We start from the raw sequence: 15099 nt of genomic DNA on the forward strand, positions 1-15099 counted from the left end.
ACGCTCCGCTTTCTGCGCGCACGCCGACGCCAAACTGGCTGCAACGGTCACGCCCTGGAATCAAGCTTCAGCACATGTTGATTGCTTTTTTCCCAGAAATCAGTAAAATTTTCGGGCTTTTAATATGACACCGGGTCCCTTCCCTCGATGGGGCCCGGTGTTTTATTCACACAAGAGGATGTTATGGTTACTATTCGTTTAGCTCGTCACGGCGCTAAAAAGCGTCCGTTCTACCAGGTTGTTGTTACCGACAGCCGTAATGCACGCAACGGTCGCTTCATCGAGCGCGTTGGCTTCTTTAACCCAATCGCAAGCGAAAAAGAAGAAGGCACTCGCCTGGATCTGGATCGCATCGCTCACTGGGTTGGCCAGGGCGCGACTATTTCTGATCGCGTAGCTACGCTGATCAAAGCAGCAAACAAAGCAGCTTAATCTGTCACGGTGGTCATGATGAGCAAGCAACTCGCCGCACAGGCTCCCGTGGAACCCATCGTGTTGGGGAAAATGGGGTCTTCTTACGGTATCCGTGGTTGGCTCAGAGTGTTTTCTTCCACTGAAGACGCCGAAAGCATTTTTGACTATCAGCCCTGGTTTATCCAGAAGGCGGGTCAGTGGCAGCAAGTACAGCTGGAAAGCTGGAAGCACCACAATCAGGATCTGATCATCAAGCTGAAAGGCGTTGACGATCGTGATTCGGCGAATCTACTGACCAATTGTGAAATTGTCGTGGATTCCTCGCAGTTGCCAGCGCTGGAAGATGGCTCCTACTACTGGAAAGACCTTATGGGCTGCCAGGTAGTGACCACTGAAGGCTACGATCTCGGTAAAGTCGTCGATATGATGGAAACCGGTTCTAATGACGTCATCGTCATCAAGGCAAACCTGAAAGATGCGTTTGGTATCAAGGAACGTCTTGTACCGTTCCTCGATGGGCAGGTTATCAAGAAAGTCGATCTCGCTACTCGTACCATCGAAGTAGATTGGGATCCTGGTTTTTAAACCACCGGATAAACGGTAAACGTCGGCGTTATGGGGATTGGCTTGTGTTTATAGGTATCGTTAGCCTGTTTCCAGAAATGTTCCGCGCAATTACCGATTACGGGGTAACTGGCCGGGCAGTAAAAAATGGCCTGCTGAACATCCAGAGCTGGAGTCCTCGTGACTTTACTCATGACCGGCACCGTACCGTGGACGATCGTCCTTACGGCGGCGGACCGGGGATGTTAATGATGGTGCAACCCTTACGGGACGCCATTCATGCAGCAAAAGCTGCGGCTGGTGAAGGCGCAAAGGTGATTTATCTGTCACCTCAGGGACGCAAGCTTGATCAAGCGGGCGTCAGCGAACTGGCCACGAATCAAAAGCTGATTCTGGTGTGTGGTCGCTATGAAGGTATCGATGAGCGCGTGATTCAAACCGAAATTGATGAAGAATGGTCAATCGGCGATTACGTCCTCAGCGGTGGTGAGTTACCGGCAATGACGCTGATCGACTCCGTTTCCCGGTTCATTCCGGGAGTTCTGGGTCATGAAGCTTCGGCAATCGAAGATTCGTTTGCTGATGGGTTGCTGGACTGTCCACACTATACCCGACCTGAAGTGTTAGAGCAGATGGAAGTACCGGCAGTATTACTGTCGGGGAACCACGCAGAGATACGTCGCTGGCGTTTGAAACAGTCGCTGGGCCGGACCTGGCTTAGAAGACCTGAACTTCTGGAAAACCTGGCTCTGACTGAAGAGCAAGCAAGGTTGCTGGCGGAGTTCAAAAAGGAACACGCACAACAGCAACATAAACATGATGGGCAGGCGTAAGCCCCCAATATCAGTTTACCCAGGATAAGAGATTAAATTATGAGCAACATTATTAAGCAACTTGAACAAGAACAGATGAAGCAGGACGTACCTTCCTTCCGTCCGGGTGATACCGTGGAAGTGAAAGTATGGGTTGTTGAAGGTTCCAAAAAACGTCTGCAGGCATTTGAGGGCGTGGTTATCGCTATTCGTAGCCGCGGTCTGCACTCTGCATTCACTGTTCGTAAAATTTCCAACGGCGAAGGCGTTGAGCGTGTCTTCCAGACTCACTCTCCGGTAGTTGACAGCATTGCTGTTAAACGTCGTGGTGCTGTTCGTAAAGCTAAACTGTACTACCTGCGTGAGCGCACTGGTAAGTCTGCTCGTATCAAAGAGCGTCTTAACTAAGATTCGCGCAAGCGACATCCTGTTAGAAAGGGCTGGCCGAAAGGCTGGCCCTTTTTTTATCACAATATTTACTGATGGGAAGAGACTGACTGCTGGGGGAAATTTACATACTCTGTGTATACAGCCAGCCGGGGATGTTTAGGGTGTAGCGATCACCACCGCGACACGGCGGTTCTCTGCCCGACCTTTTGAGGTCTGGTTACTGGCGATCGGGTATTTCTTGCCGAGCCCCTGAGTTGTCAGGTTGGAACGCGGAATGTTGGCGCCTTGTGCCCAGGCATCGGCAACCACATTAGCGCGTTTGAGCGACAGGGCTTCGTTGTAGCTGTCTTCGCCGTAGTTATCGGTATGACCATCCAGGCGAGCATGGTTTAGCCCGGTAGCAGCCAGTTTGGATGCCATTTCCTGAATCTGCTTTTCACTTTCCGGACGGAGTTTATAGTCGTTTTTATCAAACAGGATATTGTCAGACAGGCCAAGAGACCAGTCTCCTGAAACTTCGCTAAATCCGTACGATTTCATAGCTGCAATTTGCTCTGGGGTAAATTTCCCCTGAGGCGCCTGACAGCCTGCCACAATCAGTAACAGCAGAAAAAACGGTGAAAATAGACGTTTTAACATGTGTGTAATTCCTTATTTAATAATGCGTTCAGAACGCAAATGTTTGGCCTGATACATATTTTGATCGGCAAGTTCTTGTAATTTCTCGGCAGAGGCATGTTCCCACGTCAGCGCAAAACCAATGCTGAGCGTCATGCTTGCCAGATGACCATTGTGCAGGTCAAAAGGTCGGTTAAACGCTTGCGATAGTGCTGCGCAGATACGCTGAACTTCGTATTCTGAGTGAACGCTATATAGCACCATAGCGAACTCATCACCGCCAAGTCTGTAGGGGTGATGTCGATCACCGCCAAACTCTGACAGCCTTTTTGCGACTTCAATCAGGACACGGTCGCCCGCTGCGTGGCCCCAGGTATCGTTAATAAATTTAAAATTATCACCATCAAGGAATAGCAATGCAGAACTGCTGCGAGCTGCATCGTCGTTCATCAGGGCGTTAATGCTGCTGCGAAATGCGGCGCGATTTGCCAATCCTGTCAGAGGATCATGTAACGCGGTACGCAAAAGCTGAGCGTTCTTTGCCTGCAACCGAAGTTGCCATTCCTCCATCTCGTCCAGCAGGCTATTAAAATCCTGAGCAAAGAGATGAAATTCTTCGATACGTTCTTCTGAAACACGTCGTGAAAAGTTACGGTTGGTACGGACATCATGTACCACCTCGGTTATATTTTGCAGGGCCTCCACGACGCCATTGTGCAAATAGCGAGTGAGCATTAATGCAATGCCTGATGCCAGCAGAATGCATCCGGTAAGAACGGCCAGCGACAGATAAATGAAATGGCTGATCACGCTATCGCGGGCAGTCAGGCGCACTTCACCAATCACGCTGCCATTGTGCAGAATGGGCTGTGTGACCGGTTGCGGAAACAGCCAGTGGCTGATCAGACCGCTGATCTTTTCAGTGGTGTCCTGCGCGTCATAGCGCCAGGTGGCGATCACGTTCTGATTTTTGTTACGCACTTCCGCAACGGAAAACTGCCCTTGTTGCCCTAGCGCCGCCAGTGTTTCTGTGGCCGCAACGCTGTCAGAAAAGACTAATGCAGCTTCCAGTGTACGGGTCATCGTGGCTGCGGTCAGGTCCAGGTTCTTTTGCGCATACTGTCTTAATGCCAGCACGGAGGAAATGCTAAGCAGCAGCCAGATCAACGTCATGGTGACCAGGACGCTGATTATGCTGATACGCCGTAATGTCCGCTTAAACGTCGGGCGTGTTATGGGAGAATGGCCCTTATCCATGCTTTTTATTCCGTGCAAGCATTAATACGTCTGGACTGACCCTTACGCCACTGCGTGAAAGGGAATCCATATTTACGGAAAATCTCACATCTTCATCTTTAATTATGAGGCAAAAAGCGCTGCCAATAACGCATTCGGGATTCTGTTCAGCGATTAATAACAGTGCCTTTGTCGGATATTTATTCTTTAATTCCACCTGATAACCAGGGGATTCTTTTCCAAAATAAAAACCATCACACTGCGAAACTACTATTTCTTGTTCCGTACGAATGATGACGGGAAGATAGGGTAAAGCACCTGTACTGGTATCTCCCAGTACACTGGAAAAACGCGATGAAGAGAAAATACAAAGTTTTGGTGGCCCGGAAAGTGCAGGCCAGCGTGTATAACTGACGATGCCGGAAACTATCGCGCGTACAGATTTTGCTTCTTCCGTAACGCTATGGGCGTACAGCGGTAATCCGGTCAGGAGCAGTGCCAGTAGAAGTATGAGTCGGTAAGAATAGCTCATGAATAGTTACCTACCAGCGGTTGCCGTATAGCGTCGAAATACATTCAAGATTGTTTGAGACAAAATAACATTATTTTCCTAAGTCGTCATTATTCCGGGTATAAAGCTAGTGATAATTTAAGTTAAATCTTATGTGCTTATAAAATCTAACTTATTGTTTAATTTAATCTTATAGAGGCATTGCCTTCATTTTCCCCTTTTTGCCAGGCGTTGTGTAACTGGTCAACATTTTCGACCGTATCACAGCTTGGGGGAAAGGTTTTCCCGGCCAGACCCCTGGCGTAAACAAAATCCGGCTGGCAGGTTTTACGTTGTCCCTCGGCGTAACCCTTAAGATATTCCGTACGATCGACTTCTGGATCATTGTAATTGTCGGCAAGAATTTCATTATCTTTAACCGCATACCCTGAAATGGCATCTCGTATCCCGGCATCGTACCAGTCGGTGCCAGTCCATGTAGGGGCGTGAGTGTAGGGGTCTATCTGACATCCGCTAAGAAGTAATATCAGTAAGGTGCTGGTGAGTTGCTTCATTGCCTGTGCTCCCGCGTTTTTTTAAGCATAGTGGATCTGATGTTGGGATGGTGTAAATTTAAATATACACTCACATGGGCTGTATTTAATGATTAAAAGCGTGCTGTAAAGTAAAATTTACGGATTATGGATTGAAATCTTTACCTGTTGTGTTATCGTTATTTCCTCCTCGCTGAGGATCAACTATCGCAAACGAGCTAAACAGGATCACCATCATGCAAAAAGACGCGCTGAACAACGTACATATTACCGACGAACAGGTTCTGATGACTCCGGAGCAGCTGAAAGCTGAATTTCCGCTGAGCCAGGCCCAAGAGGCGCAAATCGCCCAGTCGCGTAAAACCATTTCAGATATTATCTCCGGTCGCGATCCGCGTCTGCTGGTGGTATGTGGTCCGTGCTCCATTCACGATCCTGAAATGGCAATTGAGTACGCTCGTCGATTTAAAGCCCTTGCCGCAGAGGTCAGCGATAACCTCTACCTGGTGATGCGCGTCTATTTTGAAAAGCCCCGTACTACCGTCGGTTGGAAAGGGTTAATTAACGATCCTCATATGGATGGCTCTTTTGATGTTGAAGCAGGACTGAAAATTGCGCGTCAGCTGCTGCTTGAACTGGTAAATATGGGACTCCCGCTGGCAACTGAAGCCCTGGATCCTAATAGCCCGCAGTACCTGGGCGATCTGTTTAGCTGGTCAGCAATCGGTGCACGTACTACGGAATCACAAACTCACCGTGAAATGGCTTCTGGTCTTTCGATGCCGGTTGGCTTTAAGAACGGCACTGACGGTAGCCTGGCAACCGCTATCAACGCCATGCGTGCCGCGGCGCAGTCACACCGTTTTGTCGGTATTAACCAGGCAGGGCAGGTAGCGCTGCTGCAAACTCAGGGTAATCCGGACGGGCACGTAATTCTGCGTGGCGGCAAAGCGCCGAATTACAGCCCGGCAGATGTTGTCCAGTGCGAAAAAGAGATGGAGCAGGCGGGACTAAGACCGTCCCTGATGGTAGATTGCAGTCATGGTAACTCCAATAAAGATTACCGCCGTCAGCCGGCCGTGGCTGAATCCGTGATTGCACAGATCAAAGATGGCAATCGCTCGATCATTGGTTTGATGATTGAAAGTAATATTCATGAAGGCAACCAGTCTTCCGAACAGCCGCGCAGCGCAATGAAATACGGCGTGTCCGTAACCGATGCCTGCATTAGCTGGGAAATGACGGATGCGCTACTGCGTGAAATTAGCCAGGATTTAAACGGCCAGCTGTCGGCGCGTGTAGCATAAGAGGTTGGTTATGGTTGCTGAATTGACCGCATTACGCGATCAAATTGATGAAGTCGACAAGGCGCTGCTGGATTTGCTGGCACGCCGTCTGGAGCTGGTTGCCGAAGTCGGTGAAGTAAAAAGCCGCTTTGGGCTGCCGATCTACGTGCCGGAACGGGAGGCCTCTATGTTGGCTTCTCGCCGCGCGGAAGCGGAAGCCCTTGGCGTACCGCCGGATCTGATTGAAGATGTGCTGCGCCGGGTTATGCGCGAGTCCTACTCCAGTGAAAATGACAAAGGATTTAAAACCCTTTGTCCTTCTCTGCGACCGGTGGTGATCGTCGGCGGCGGTGGTCAGATGGGGCGTCTTTTCGAAAAAATGCTTACTCTGTCAGGTTATCAGGTACGGATCCTGGAACAGCAGGACTGGGATCGCGCGCCGGAGATCGTCTCTGATGCAGGTATGGTGATCGTCAGCGTGCCGATCCACGTCACCGAGCAGGTGATCGCCAAATTACCGCGTCTGCCGTCCGACTGTATCCTGGTCGATTTAGCATCGGTGAAAAATGGTCCTTTACAGGCGATGCTGGCAGCGCACGAGGGTCCGGTGGTGGGGTTACATCCAATGTTTGGTCCGGACAGCGGCAGTCTGGCAAAACAGGTGGTTGTCTGGTGTGATGGACGTCAGCCGGAAGCCTATCAGTGGTTTCTGGAACAGATTCAGGTCTGGGGCGCGCGGCTGCATCGGATCAGCGCCGTTGAGCACGACCAGAATATGGCGTTTATTCAGGCATTGCGTCACTTTGCGACCTTCGCCTATGGTCTGCATCTGGCGGAAGAAAACGTGCAACTGGAACAATTGCTGGCACTCTCTTCGCCGATTTACCGCCTTGAACTGGCGATGGTTGGACGCCTGTTTGCCCAAGATCCGCAGCTGTACGCCGATATCATTATGTCGTCTGAGAGCAACCTTGCGCTGATCAAACGCTACTACCAACGTTTTGGTGAGGCGATTGGTTTACTGGAGCAGGGCGATAAGCAAGCGTTTATCGACAGCTTCCGCAAGGTGGAGCACTGGTTTGGTGATTATGCGAAACGCTTCCAGAGCGAAAGCCGTACGCTGTTGCGTCAGGCGAATGACAGCCGTCCTTAGGTAAGATGCCGGATGGCGCTGCTTATCCGGCCTACTAAAATCGCATGAATTGTATGCCGGATAAGCGTAGCGCTGTCCGGCATTATCACGTTAGCTCGGATCGACCGGCACCACATTCTCACTCGGGTAACATCCCAGCACCTTCATCGAACGCGTAATCTCACCCAGTTCCTTTAACGCCTTTTGCATTTGGGGCGATTCCAGATTGGCCTGGATATCAAGATAAAACATCTCTTCCCACGGATTGCCGTGAATCGGGCGTGACTCCAGTTTGGTCATAATCAGATTATGGTTGCGCAGTACCAGCAGCGCTTCAACCAGCGCGCCGGCTTGTTGTCCCGTAGCCATCAGCAGCGTGGTTTTTGCCGGAACCTGGTCGGAAACATTGATTGCCTTGCGCGCCAGAACCACGAAGCGGGTGATATTTTGCGTCTGATTCGCCTCAATGTGCTCAAGAACTTGCAGACCATACAGTACGCCTCCGGCTTCGCTCCCCAGTGCGGCTACGCGCGGTGAGTTAGCCTGCGCAACCTTTTCCATCGCCGCTGAGGTGCTTTCGGTGTACTCAATCTTCCAGTGTGGGTAACGGCTCAGAAACTTGCTGCACTGTTGGAACGGCTGCGGGTGGCTGTATACCGTATCAATGGTCTCGAGATCGGTTGTGCCGGATACCAGTACGCAGTGGTCAATTGTAATAGTCATTTCGCCAACGATAGACAGACTGGTGTGCTGCAGCAGATCGTAGACGTCGTTAATTCCGCCGGAGCTGGTGTTTTCAATCGGGACGACCGCATAGTCAGCTTGTCCGGTTTCGACCTGATTAAAGATATCGGCAAATTTCGCGCAGCCGCTTTCAATGAATTGTTCAAAATGACGGGCGGCATACTGACGTGCGGCGAGGTGTGAGTATGATCCTTTTGGCCCAAGGAAGGCGACGCGTGCGGAGTGCGGGTTAATTTTGTTCAGGTGTTGCTGGAGCAGTGCCTGCTGAGTCAGGACGGAGTCTTCAATAATCAGTTGGAACAGGCGGGTGATATAGTGCGCGTCGAGGTGATGCGCTTTGCCAAGCTGAATCAGCCGGTCTAACAGATCGCGTTCGCGGTCGATATCACGTACCGGACGATGTGAAAGCAGTTTAGCTTTACCGACTTCTACGGCCAGCCCCCGCCGTTCAGCCAGCAGGGCCAGTAATTTTTCATCCAGCGAACTGATTTTATCGCGCAGCGCCAGCAATGGGTTTTCCGATGTCATAGTGTTGCCTTTCTTGTTATCAATAAAAAAGGCCCCCCGTTGTGGGAGGCCTTATTGTTCGTCTTCGCATTCTTTATCACACGACGAAACGCCTCCCATTCAGGGGAAGGTAAAAAAGAATGCGAAGAAGAACGGGACAAGTTTCATGTAATTTTCCTTTGGCTACGTCAGTAAAGTACCCGTACTGTTTTCACCCTGTCAACAAAAAACGCGCCCGAAGGCGCGTTGGCGATACACTCAATGTAAGGGACTACTCTTCTTCTGCTTCGACGAAGTTGGCGTCTTTGACTGAAGTTGTTGCACGACGGGCTTCGCCTTTGTGCTGCACTTTATTGAGCTGCCGTTCCAGCTTGTTGATCAAATCGTTAATTGCGGTGTACATATCCTCGTGTTTTGCGCTGGCGACCAGATGTCCGTTCGGTGTATTGATGGTGGCATCAGCAATGAAACCCTGTGGCTCCTTAGACAGAATGATATGTGGATTAATCAGATGAGTTTGCCATTTTTCAAGTTTGGCGAGACGGTCTGCGACATGCTGGCGAATTGCCGGAGTAATTTCCATTTGTTTACTGGTAATGTTCATTGTCATAAATTTTACCTCTTGTCTTTCCCGTCTTGGTGATTCCAGCATACCGTTCCTAATGTCAAAATGTGTGATCTAAATCACATTATTTTGTCGCTTTTTGTCAAGAAAACCTTTTTGTGAGGCACCGCAGGAACAGATGATTTTTTACTTGAGGAATAGCAGAAAGCAGGCCATATTTGATGAGATGCGTCGGAGCTAAACCGCTTCAGTTATGGCGTTAACGGATAAAAAAACGGCAGCCCTTGAGGCTGCCGTTTTGCATTTTGAGGTAAATCAGGTATTGCTGCTGTTGGCGGCAATGATTTTCGCTACTTTTTCTGCCTGTGCATTCATTTGCATCTGGCGATAAGCGTTTTCCATCAACGGCAGAGCATCACGTGTTGCCTGGGTATCCGGGTAGTCACGCAGCATGCCTTCCACACGGTTTACTACCGCCACCCATGCGCCACGGGCAGTGTAGTATTCCGCAACAGAGTATTCATACTTCGCCAGGCGATCTTTCAGGAATACCAGTCGTTTGGTGGCATCAGTGGTGTACTGGCTGTTTGGATAGCCACGTACCAGTTTGGAAAAGTCATTAAACGCAGCTCGGGCATGCTGTGGATCGCGATCGCTGCGATCAACCCCAAAGAATCCTTGCAGTGCGCTATCATCCAACGCCATATTGGTCAGGCCACGCATATACATGACATAATCAATGTTAGGGTGTGTCGGATTAAGACGGATAAAACGATCGATGGCAGCCTGAGCAAGTGGCAGATCGGCGTTTTTGTAGTAGGCGTAGATGAGATCTAATTGCACCTGCTGAGAATACGGTCCAAATGGATAACGGTTATCCAACGCTTCCAATTGCGTTATTGCCTGTTTCCAGTTACCGTCCTGCAGCTTTTGCTGAGCAGTCGCGTAGATTTCATTTGGCGGATTATCGGGCACCTCTTCCTTTGAACCAGAGCAACCCGCCAAAAACAGGCTCAACGTGGCTGCTGCCACCAGATATTTCATGCGCGTCATGACGTTTTGACTTTCCTCAAAATGTTTTACGGGAGATTCTCTGTTCCTGCTCCCGGTTAAGACCAGCTACAATAGCACACTATATTAAACGGCAAAGCCGTAAAACCCAACGTTAAACGAAGAAGCAGTTTATGGCACAACGAGTAGAACTCACCGCAACAGTCTCCGAAAATCAGCTCGGTCAACGCTTAGATCAGGCTTTGGCCGAATTGTTCCCTGATTATTCGCGATCGCGCATAAAAGAATGGATCCTCGACCAGCGCGTGCTGGTAAATGGCAATCTTTGCGATAAACCGAAAGAAAAAGTGTTGGGTGGAGAGCAGGTCTCCATCAATGCAGAAATTGACGAAGAGGTTCGTTTTGAGCCTCAGGATATCCCGCTGGATATCGTGTATGAAGATGACGATATTCTTGTTATCAACAAACCGCGTGACCTTGTGGTACATCCGGGCGCAGGCAATCCTGATGGCACGGTTTTGAATGCGTTACTGCATTACTATCCGCCAATTGCAGATGTTCCCCGCGCGGGTATCGTCCACCGCCTGGACAAAGACACAACCGGATTAATGGTGGTGGCAAAAACCGTTCCGGCGCAAACGCGTCTGGTGGAGTCGTTACAGCTGCGCGAAATTACCCGTGAGTATGAAGCCGTGGCGATTGGTCATATGACAGCGGGCGGAACCGTTGAGGAGCCGATTAGCCGTCACCCGACCAAGCGTACACACATGGCGGTACACCCGATGGGTAAACCAGCGGTGACGCACTATCGCATTATGGAGCACTTCCGTGTGCACACGCGTCTGCGGTTGCGTCTGGAAACCGGACGTACGCACCAGATCCGCGTGCACATGGCGCATATCACCCATCCGCTGGTGGGCGATCAGGTCTACGGCGGTCGTCCGCGTCCACCGAAAGGTGCTTCTGACGAATTTATTTCCGTGTTGCGTAAGTTCGATCGTCAGGCGCTGCACGCGACCATGCTGCGTTTGTATCACCCGATTTCCGGTATCGAAATGGAATGGCATGCGCCAATTCCGCAAGATATGGTGGAACTGATTGACGTGATGCGCGCTGATTTCGAAGAACATAAGGATGATATTGCCTGGCTATGAGTAAGCTAATTGTCCCGCAGTGGCCGATACCGCAAGGTGTTGCGGCATGTAGTTCTACCCGTATTGGCGGTATCAGTATGCCGCCTTATGATTCGCTGAATCTGGGCGCCCATTGCGGCGATAACCCGGAGCATGTTGAAGAGAACCGCAAACGACTGTTTGCTGCGGGCAATCTGCCTTCAAAGCCAGTCTGGCTGGAACAGGTCCACGGTAAGGATGTCCTGAAACTGTCTGGCGAGCCTTACTCATCCAAACGTGCGGATGCGTCATACAGCAATACGCCAGGCACCGTATGTGCGGTGATGACGGCGGACTGTCTGCCCGTATTATTTTGTAATCGTGCAGGGACGGAAGTCGCGGCGGCCCATGCGGGTTGGCGCGGATTATGCGCCGGCGTGCTGGAAGAGACGGTGGCGTGTTTTGCCGACAAACCTGAAAACATTATTGCCTGGCTAGGTCCGGCGATTGGCCCGAACGCGTTTGAAGTGGGGCCAGAAGTCCGCGCAGCGTTTATGGCGAAAGATTCGCAGGCGGACCTTGCATTTGTACCGCGCGGAGATAAATATCTGGCGGATATCTACCAGCTTGCGCGCCAGCGTCTGGCAAATGTTGGGGTGGAGAACCTCTACGGCGGTGACCGTTGCACCTTCAGCGAAAGTGAGACTTTCTTCTCTTATCGTCGCGACAATACCACGGGGCGTATGGCAAGTTTTATTTGGCTGATATAACCTAAAGAATCAAGACGATCCGGTACGTGTAATTTTCTTTTCACATAATTCAGGTCATTCACCTTGAATAATTGAGGGATGACCTCATTTAATCTCCAGTAGCAATTTTGACCTGTTAATGGGAGGAGTTATGCGTCTGGATCGTCTTACTAATAAATTCCAGCTTGCTCTTGCCGATGCCCAGTCACTCGCATTGGGGCACGACAATCAATTCATCGAACCACTTCATCTAATGAGCGCCTTGCTGAATCAGGAAGGGGGATCGGTACGTCCTTTATTAACCTCTGCTGGCATTAATGCTGGCCAGTTACGTACAGCCATTGACCAGGCGTTGAGCCGCTTGCCGCAGGTAGAAGGTACCGGCGGTGATGTGCAGCCTTCTCAGGACCTGGTGCGTGTACTGAATCTTTGCGACAAGCTGGCGCAAAAACGTGGGGACAACTTTATTTCGTCAGAACTGTTCGTTCTGGCGGCGCTTGAGTCACGCGGTACGCTGACCGACTTATTAAAATCAGCAGGGGCGACGACCGCCAATATCACTCAGGCAATTGAACAAATGCGTGGAGGTGAAAGCGTGAATGACCAGGGGGCTGAAGACCAACGTCAGGCCTTGAAAAAATATACCGTCGATCTGACCGAACGTGCCGAACAGGGCAAGCTCGATCCGGTTATCGGTCGCGATGAAGAAATTCGCCGCACCATTCAGGTGCTGCAACGTCGTACTAAAAATAACCCGGTGTTGATTGGCGAACCTGGCGTCGGTAAAACCGCCATCGTTGAAGGGCTGGCGCAGCGTATTATCAACGGCGAAGTGCCAGAAGGCTTAAAAGGCCGTCGCGTACTGGCGCTGGATATGGGCGCGCTGGTGGCCGGGGCGAAATATCGTGGCGAGTTTGAAGAACGTTTAAAAGGTGTGCTGAACGATCTCTCTAAACAAGAAGGCAACGTCATTCTGTTTATTGATGAGCTGCATACGATGGTTGGCGCGGGTAAAGCCGATGGTGCCATGGACGCCGGGAACATGCTGAAACCGGCGCTGGCGCGTGGGGAACTGCACTGCGTAGGCGCAACCACGCTCGATGAATACCGTCAGTACATCGAAAAAGATGCGGCGCTGGAACGTCGTTTCCAGAAAGTGTTTGTGGCTGAACCTTCAGTAGAAGACACCATCGCCATTTTGCGTGGTCTGAAAGAGCGTTATGAACTGCACCACCATGTGCAGATCACTGACCCGGCGATTGTTGCCGCAGCGACGCTGTCTCACCGCTATATTGCCGACCGTCAGTTGCCGGATAAAGCTATCGACCTGATCGATGAAGCTGCATCCAGCATTCGTATGCAGATTGACTCCAAGCCGGAAGAACTGGACAGACTCGACCGCCGTATTATCCAGCTCAAACTGGAACAGCAGGCATTAATGAAAGAGTCTGATGAGGCGAGTAAAAAGCGTCTCGATATGCTCAACGAAGAACTGGATGACAAAGAGCGCCAGTATTCTGAGTTAGAAGAAGAGTGGAAAGCGGAAAAAGCCTCGCTCTCCGGTACTCAGACGATTAAGGCTGAGCTGGAGCAGGCGAAGATCGCCATCGAGCAGGCGCGTCGTGTTGGCGATCTGGCGCGGATGTCCGAGCTGCAGTACGGTAAAATTCCTGAGCTGGAAAAACAGCTGGAAGCCGCTACCCAGTCGGAAGGTAAAACTATGCGTCTGTTGCGTAACAAAGTCACCGATGCAGAAATTGCTGAAGTGCTTGCGCGCTGGACGGGGATCCCGGTTGCCCGCATGCTGGAAGGCGAACGGGAAAAACTGTTGCGCATGGAGCAAGAGTTGCACAGTCGTGTGATTGGCCAAAACGAAGCGGTTGAAGCGGTATCTAACGCGATTCGCCGTAGCCGTGCAGGGCTGTCTGACCCGAACCGCCCGATTGGTTCATTCCTGTTCCTCGGGCCAACCGGTGTCGGTAAAACCGAACTGTGCAAAGCGCTGGCAAACTTTATGTTCGACAGTGACGATGCAATGGTGCGTATCGATATGTCCGAGTTTATGGAGAAACACTCTGTGTCTCGTCTGGTCGGTGCGCCTCCAGGATATGTCGGCTACGAAGAGGGTGGTTATCTCACTGAAGCCGTGCGCCGTCGCCCTTACTCCGTCATCCTGCTGGATGAAGTGGAGAAAGCGCATCCGGATGTCTTCAACATTCTGCTGCAGGTTCTGGATGACGGTCGCCTGACGGACGGGCAGGGGAGAACGGTCGACTTCCGTAATACGGTGGTCATCATGACGTCGAACCTGGGGTCGGATCTGATCCAGGAACGTTTTGGCGAGCTCGATTACAGCCATATGAAAGATATGGTGCTGAGCGTCGTCAGCCAGAACTTCCGTCCGGAATTCATCAACCGTATAGATGAGGTTGTGGTATTTCATCCGTTGGGTGAACAGCATATTGCTTCTATTGCTCAGATCCAGCTGCAGCGTCTGTATAAACGTCTGGAAGAACGTGGCTATGAAATCCACATTTCTGACGAAGCGCTCAAACTGCTGAGTGCGAATGGTTACGATCCGGTATATGGCGCGCGTCCATTGAAACGCGCTATCCAGCAACAGATCGAAAACCCGCTGGCGCAGCAAATTTTGTCTGGGGAGCTGATTCCTGGCAAAACCATTCGCCTGGAAGTGAACGACGATCGTATTGTGGCAGTGCAGTAAGTCACAAAACGACAATAAACGAGCCCTACGGGGCTCGTTTTTGTTTAAAAACCAGGCAAAAATAGAATGGTTGAGTGAAAAGTAGTCACTTGATAAGTTTTTTGTATTTTTAACTTGTCAGCCTGAAATAACTCCCTATAATGCGCCTCCACTGACACGGAACAACGGATTACATGCCGCCGGGTCAGCG

The 15099-nt window shown here is 50.8% G+C and carries 17 protein-coding genes and 1 other annotated feature; of the genes, 9 read left to right on the plus strand and 8 right to left on the minus strand.

Annotated features, from left to right (window positions below; all coding sequences use genetic code 11):
• Window positions 1-183: 183 nt before the first annotated feature.
• The 4 genes from rpsP to rplS are packed head-to-tail and all read left to right on the plus strand — an operon-like array spanning window position 184 to window position 2198.
• Complete coding sequence (gene rpsP, locus ACVXHP_RS19080) at window positions 184-432, plus strand: 30S ribosomal protein S16 (protein ID WP_003031228.1); 249 nt, start codon at window positions 184-186, stop codon at window positions 430-432.
• A gap of 18 nt (window positions 433-450) precedes the next feature.
• Complete coding sequence (gene rimM / locus ACVXHP_RS19085; RefSeq protein ID WP_003031230.1) at window positions 451-999, plus strand: ribosome maturation factor RimM; 549 nt, start codon at window positions 451-453, stop codon at window positions 997-999.
• A gap of 44 nt (window positions 1000-1043) precedes the next feature.
• Complete coding sequence (gene trmD, locus ACVXHP_RS19090; protein WP_003031232.1) at window positions 1044-1811, plus strand: tRNA (guanosine(37)-N1)-methyltransferase TrmD; 768 nt, start codon at window positions 1044-1046, stop codon at window positions 1809-1811.
• 39 nt (window positions 1812-1850) lie between these two features.
• Complete coding sequence (gene rplS, locus ACVXHP_RS19095; RefSeq protein ID WP_006687325.1) at window positions 1851-2198, plus strand: 50S ribosomal protein L19; 348 nt, start codon at window positions 1851-1853, stop codon at window positions 2196-2198.
• A 138-nt stretch (window positions 2199-2336) separates the two neighbouring features.
• Here the strand turns inward: rplS and ACVXHP_RS19100 are convergent, their stop codons facing one another.
• The 4 genes from ACVXHP_RS19100 to ACVXHP_RS19115 all read right to left on the minus strand — a co-directional run bounded on the left by ACVXHP_RS19100 (window position 2337) and on the right by ACVXHP_RS19115 (window position 5099).
• Entirely contained in the window at window positions 2337-2819 is a 483-nt protein-coding gene (locus ACVXHP_RS19100; RefSeq protein ID WP_316130684.1) for an OmpA family protein, read from the minus strand.
• Window positions 2820-2831: 12 nt separating this feature from the next.
• Window positions 2832-4055 (minus strand): diguanylate cyclase DgcN, encoded by a 1224-nt coding sequence (gene dgcN / locus ACVXHP_RS19105; RefSeq protein ID WP_447572032.1) that lies wholly within the window; start codon window positions 4053-4055, stop codon window positions 2832-2834.
• Window positions 4048-4566, minus strand: a complete 519-nt coding sequence (locus ACVXHP_RS19110) for a YfiR family protein (RefSeq protein WP_200009165.1) — start codon at window positions 4564-4566, stop codon at window positions 4048-4050. The genes dgcN and ACVXHP_RS19110 overlap by 8 nt, the downstream gene beginning before the upstream one ends.
• A gap of 158 nt (window positions 4567-4724) precedes the next feature.
• Window positions 4725-5099 carry a DUF2799 domain-containing protein gene (locus ACVXHP_RS19115; protein WP_304703002.1) on the minus strand — a complete coding sequence of 125 codons (375 nt, stop codon included), beginning with the start codon at window positions 5097-5099 and terminating at the stop codon, window positions 4725-4727.
• A gap of 215 nt (window positions 5100-5314) precedes the next feature.
• Here ACVXHP_RS19115 and aroF point away from each other — a divergent pair, with 215 nt between their 5' ends.
• Complete coding sequence (gene aroF / locus ACVXHP_RS19120) at window positions 5315-6385, plus strand: 3-deoxy-7-phosphoheptulonate synthase AroF (RefSeq protein ID WP_447572033.1); 1071 nt, start codon at window positions 5315-5317, stop codon at window positions 6383-6385.
• Between the two features lie 10 nt (window positions 6386-6395).
• Complete coding sequence (gene tyrA, locus ACVXHP_RS19125; RefSeq protein WP_200009163.1) at window positions 6396-7517, plus strand: bifunctional chorismate mutase/prephenate dehydrogenase; 1122 nt, start codon at window positions 6396-6398, stop codon at window positions 7515-7517.
• A 90-nt stretch (window positions 7518-7607) separates the two neighbouring features.
• On the opposite strand, the gene pheA is transcribed toward tyrA, so the two are convergent.
• The 4 genes from pheA to bamD all read right to left on the minus strand — a co-directional run bounded on the left by pheA (window position 7608) and on the right by bamD (window position 10365).
• Window positions 7608-8768, minus strand: coding sequence for a bifunctional chorismate mutase/prephenate dehydratase (gene pheA / locus ACVXHP_RS19130; RefSeq protein WP_038642743.1), 1161 nt, complete (start codon window positions 8766-8768; stop codon window positions 7608-7610).
• A gap of 22 nt (window positions 8769-8790) precedes the next feature.
• Window positions 8791-8916 (minus strand) — a sequence feature (Phe leader region).
• Complete coding sequence (gene pheL / locus ACVXHP_RS19135) at window positions 8868-8915, minus strand: pheA operon leader peptide PheL (RefSeq protein WP_100250063.1); 48 nt, start codon at window positions 8913-8915, stop codon at window positions 8868-8870. (Overlaps the previous feature by 48 nt.)
• A 102-nt stretch (window positions 8917-9018) precedes the next feature.
• Complete coding sequence (raiA, locus tag ACVXHP_RS19140) at window positions 9019-9357, minus strand: ribosome-associated translation inhibitor RaiA (RefSeq protein ID WP_003031244.1); 339 nt, start codon at window positions 9355-9357, stop codon at window positions 9019-9021.
• Window positions 9358-9627: 270 nt separating this feature from the next.
• Window positions 9628-10365 (minus strand): outer membrane protein assembly factor BamD, encoded by a 738-nt coding sequence (bamD, locus tag ACVXHP_RS19145; RefSeq protein WP_005130417.1) that lies wholly within the window; start codon window positions 10363-10365, stop codon window positions 9628-9630.
• A gap of 131 nt (window positions 10366-10496) precedes the next feature.
• On the opposite strand from bamD, the gene rluD reads away from it, so the two are divergent.
• From rluD to clpB, 3 genes are all read left to right on the plus strand, one after another.
• Window positions 10497-11477: a 23S rRNA pseudouridine(1911/1915/1917) synthase RluD gene (gene rluD / locus ACVXHP_RS19150; RefSeq protein WP_200009162.1), complete on the plus strand. Its 981-nt coding sequence runs from the start codon at window positions 10497-10499 to the stop codon at window positions 11475-11477.
• Window positions 11474-12205, plus strand: coding sequence for a purine nucleoside phosphorylase YfiH (gene yfiH / locus ACVXHP_RS19155; protein ID WP_200009161.1), 732 nt, complete (start codon window positions 11474-11476; stop codon window positions 12203-12205). The genes rluD and yfiH overlap by 4 nt, the downstream gene beginning before the upstream one ends.
• 130 nt (window positions 12206-12335) lie before the next feature.
• A complete protein-coding gene (gene clpB / locus ACVXHP_RS19160) occupies window positions 12336-14909 on the plus strand; it encodes an ATP-dependent chaperone ClpB (protein ID WP_304702997.1) in 2574 nt (857 codons plus the stop codon).
• Window positions 14910-15099 lie beyond the last annotated feature (190 nt).

The organism is Citrobacter freundii complex sp. 2025EL-00176 (assembly GCF_053309355.1).

Bases quoted from the DNA above. Each gene is read 5' to 3' on its own strand.
- rpsP (WP_003031228.1), top strand. From the start codon at position 184: ATGGTTACTATTCGTTTAGCTCGTCACGGCGCTAAAAAGCGTCCGTTC.
- rimM (WP_003031230.1), top strand. From the start codon at position 451: ATGAGCAAGCAACTCGCCGCACAGGCTCCCGTGGAACCCATCGTGTTG.
- rplS (WP_006687325.1), top strand. From the start codon at position 1,851: ATGAGCAACATTATTAAGCAACTTGAACAAGAACAGATGAAGCAGGAC.
- ACVXHP_RS19100 (WP_316130684.1), bottom strand. From the start codon at position 2,819: ATGTTAAAACGTCTATTTTCACCGTTTTTTCTGCTGTTACTGATTGTG.
- dgcN (WP_447572032.1), bottom strand. From the start codon at position 4,055: ATGGATAAGGGCCATTCTCCCATAACACGCCCGACGTTTAAGCGGACA.
- ACVXHP_RS19110 (WP_200009165.1), bottom strand. From the start codon at position 4,566: ATGAGCTATTCTTACCGACTCATACTTCTACTGGCACTGCTCCTGACC.
- ACVXHP_RS19115 (WP_304703002.1), bottom strand. From the start codon at position 5,099: ATGAAGCAACTCACCAGCACCTTACTGATATTACTTCTTAGCGGATGT.
- aroF (WP_447572033.1), top strand. From the start codon at position 5,315: ATGCAAAAAGACGCGCTGAACAACGTACATATTACCGACGAACAGGTT.
- tyrA (WP_200009163.1), top strand. From the start codon at position 6,396: ATGGTTGCTGAATTGACCGCATTACGCGATCAAATTGATGAAGTCGAC.
- pheA (WP_038642743.1), bottom strand. From the start codon at position 8,768: ATGACATCGGAAAACCCATTGCTGGCGCTGCGCGATAAAATCAGTTCG.
- raiA (WP_003031244.1), bottom strand. From the start codon at position 9,357: ATGACAATGAACATTACCAGTAAACAAATGGAAATTACTCCGGCAATT.
- bamD (WP_005130417.1), bottom strand. From the start codon at position 10,365: ATGACGCGCATGAAATATCTGGTGGCAGCAGCCACGTTGAGCCTGTTT.
- rluD (WP_200009162.1), top strand. From the start codon at position 10,497: ATGGCACAACGAGTAGAACTCACCGCAACAGTCTCCGAAAATCAGCTC.
- yfiH (WP_200009161.1), top strand. From the start codon at position 11,474: ATGAGTAAGCTAATTGTCCCGCAGTGGCCGATACCGCAAGGTGTTGCG.
- clpB (WP_304702997.1), top strand. From the start codon at position 12,336: ATGCGTCTGGATCGTCTTACTAATAAATTCCAGCTTGCTCTTGCCGAT.